Source organism: Pseudoalteromonas sp. 5Ae-yellow (assembly GCF_014077565.1).
In the GTDB taxonomy this organism is placed as follows: Bacteria; Pseudomonadota; Gammaproteobacteria; order Enterobacterales; family Alteromonadaceae; genus Pseudoalteromonas.
Window position 1 is genome coordinate 1 of sequence record NZ_JACGWD010000228.1, and the last position, 235, is coordinate 235.

The following is a 235-nucleotide window of genomic DNA, read 5'->3' on the forward strand; positions in this document are numbered from 1 at the left end:
CACGGAGTGATTCATGACTGGGGTGAAGTCGTAACAAGGTAGCCCTAGGGGAACCTGGGGCTGGATCACCTCCTTATACGATTTAGAACTTATTTGTTCGTAGTGTCCACACAGATGATTGTTAATTGTAAAGAGAACAACACTTATTGTTTGGGTCTGTAGCTCAGCTGGTTAGAGCGCACCCCTGATAAGGGTGAGGTCGGTAGTTCAAATCTACTCAGACCCACCACTTCTT

The 235-nt window shown here is 46.4% G+C and carries 1 tRNA gene and 1 rRNA gene; both read left to right on the forward strand.

The window, feature by feature from the left end:
- Positions 1–76, forward strand: a 16S ribosomal RNA gene (locus tag H4J63_RS20030); the annotation flags it as partial.
- 76 nt (positions 77–152) lie between these two features.
- A tRNA-Ile gene (locus tag H4J63_RS20035) sits at positions 153–229 on the forward strand.
- Positions 230–235: the final 6 nt, after the last annotated feature.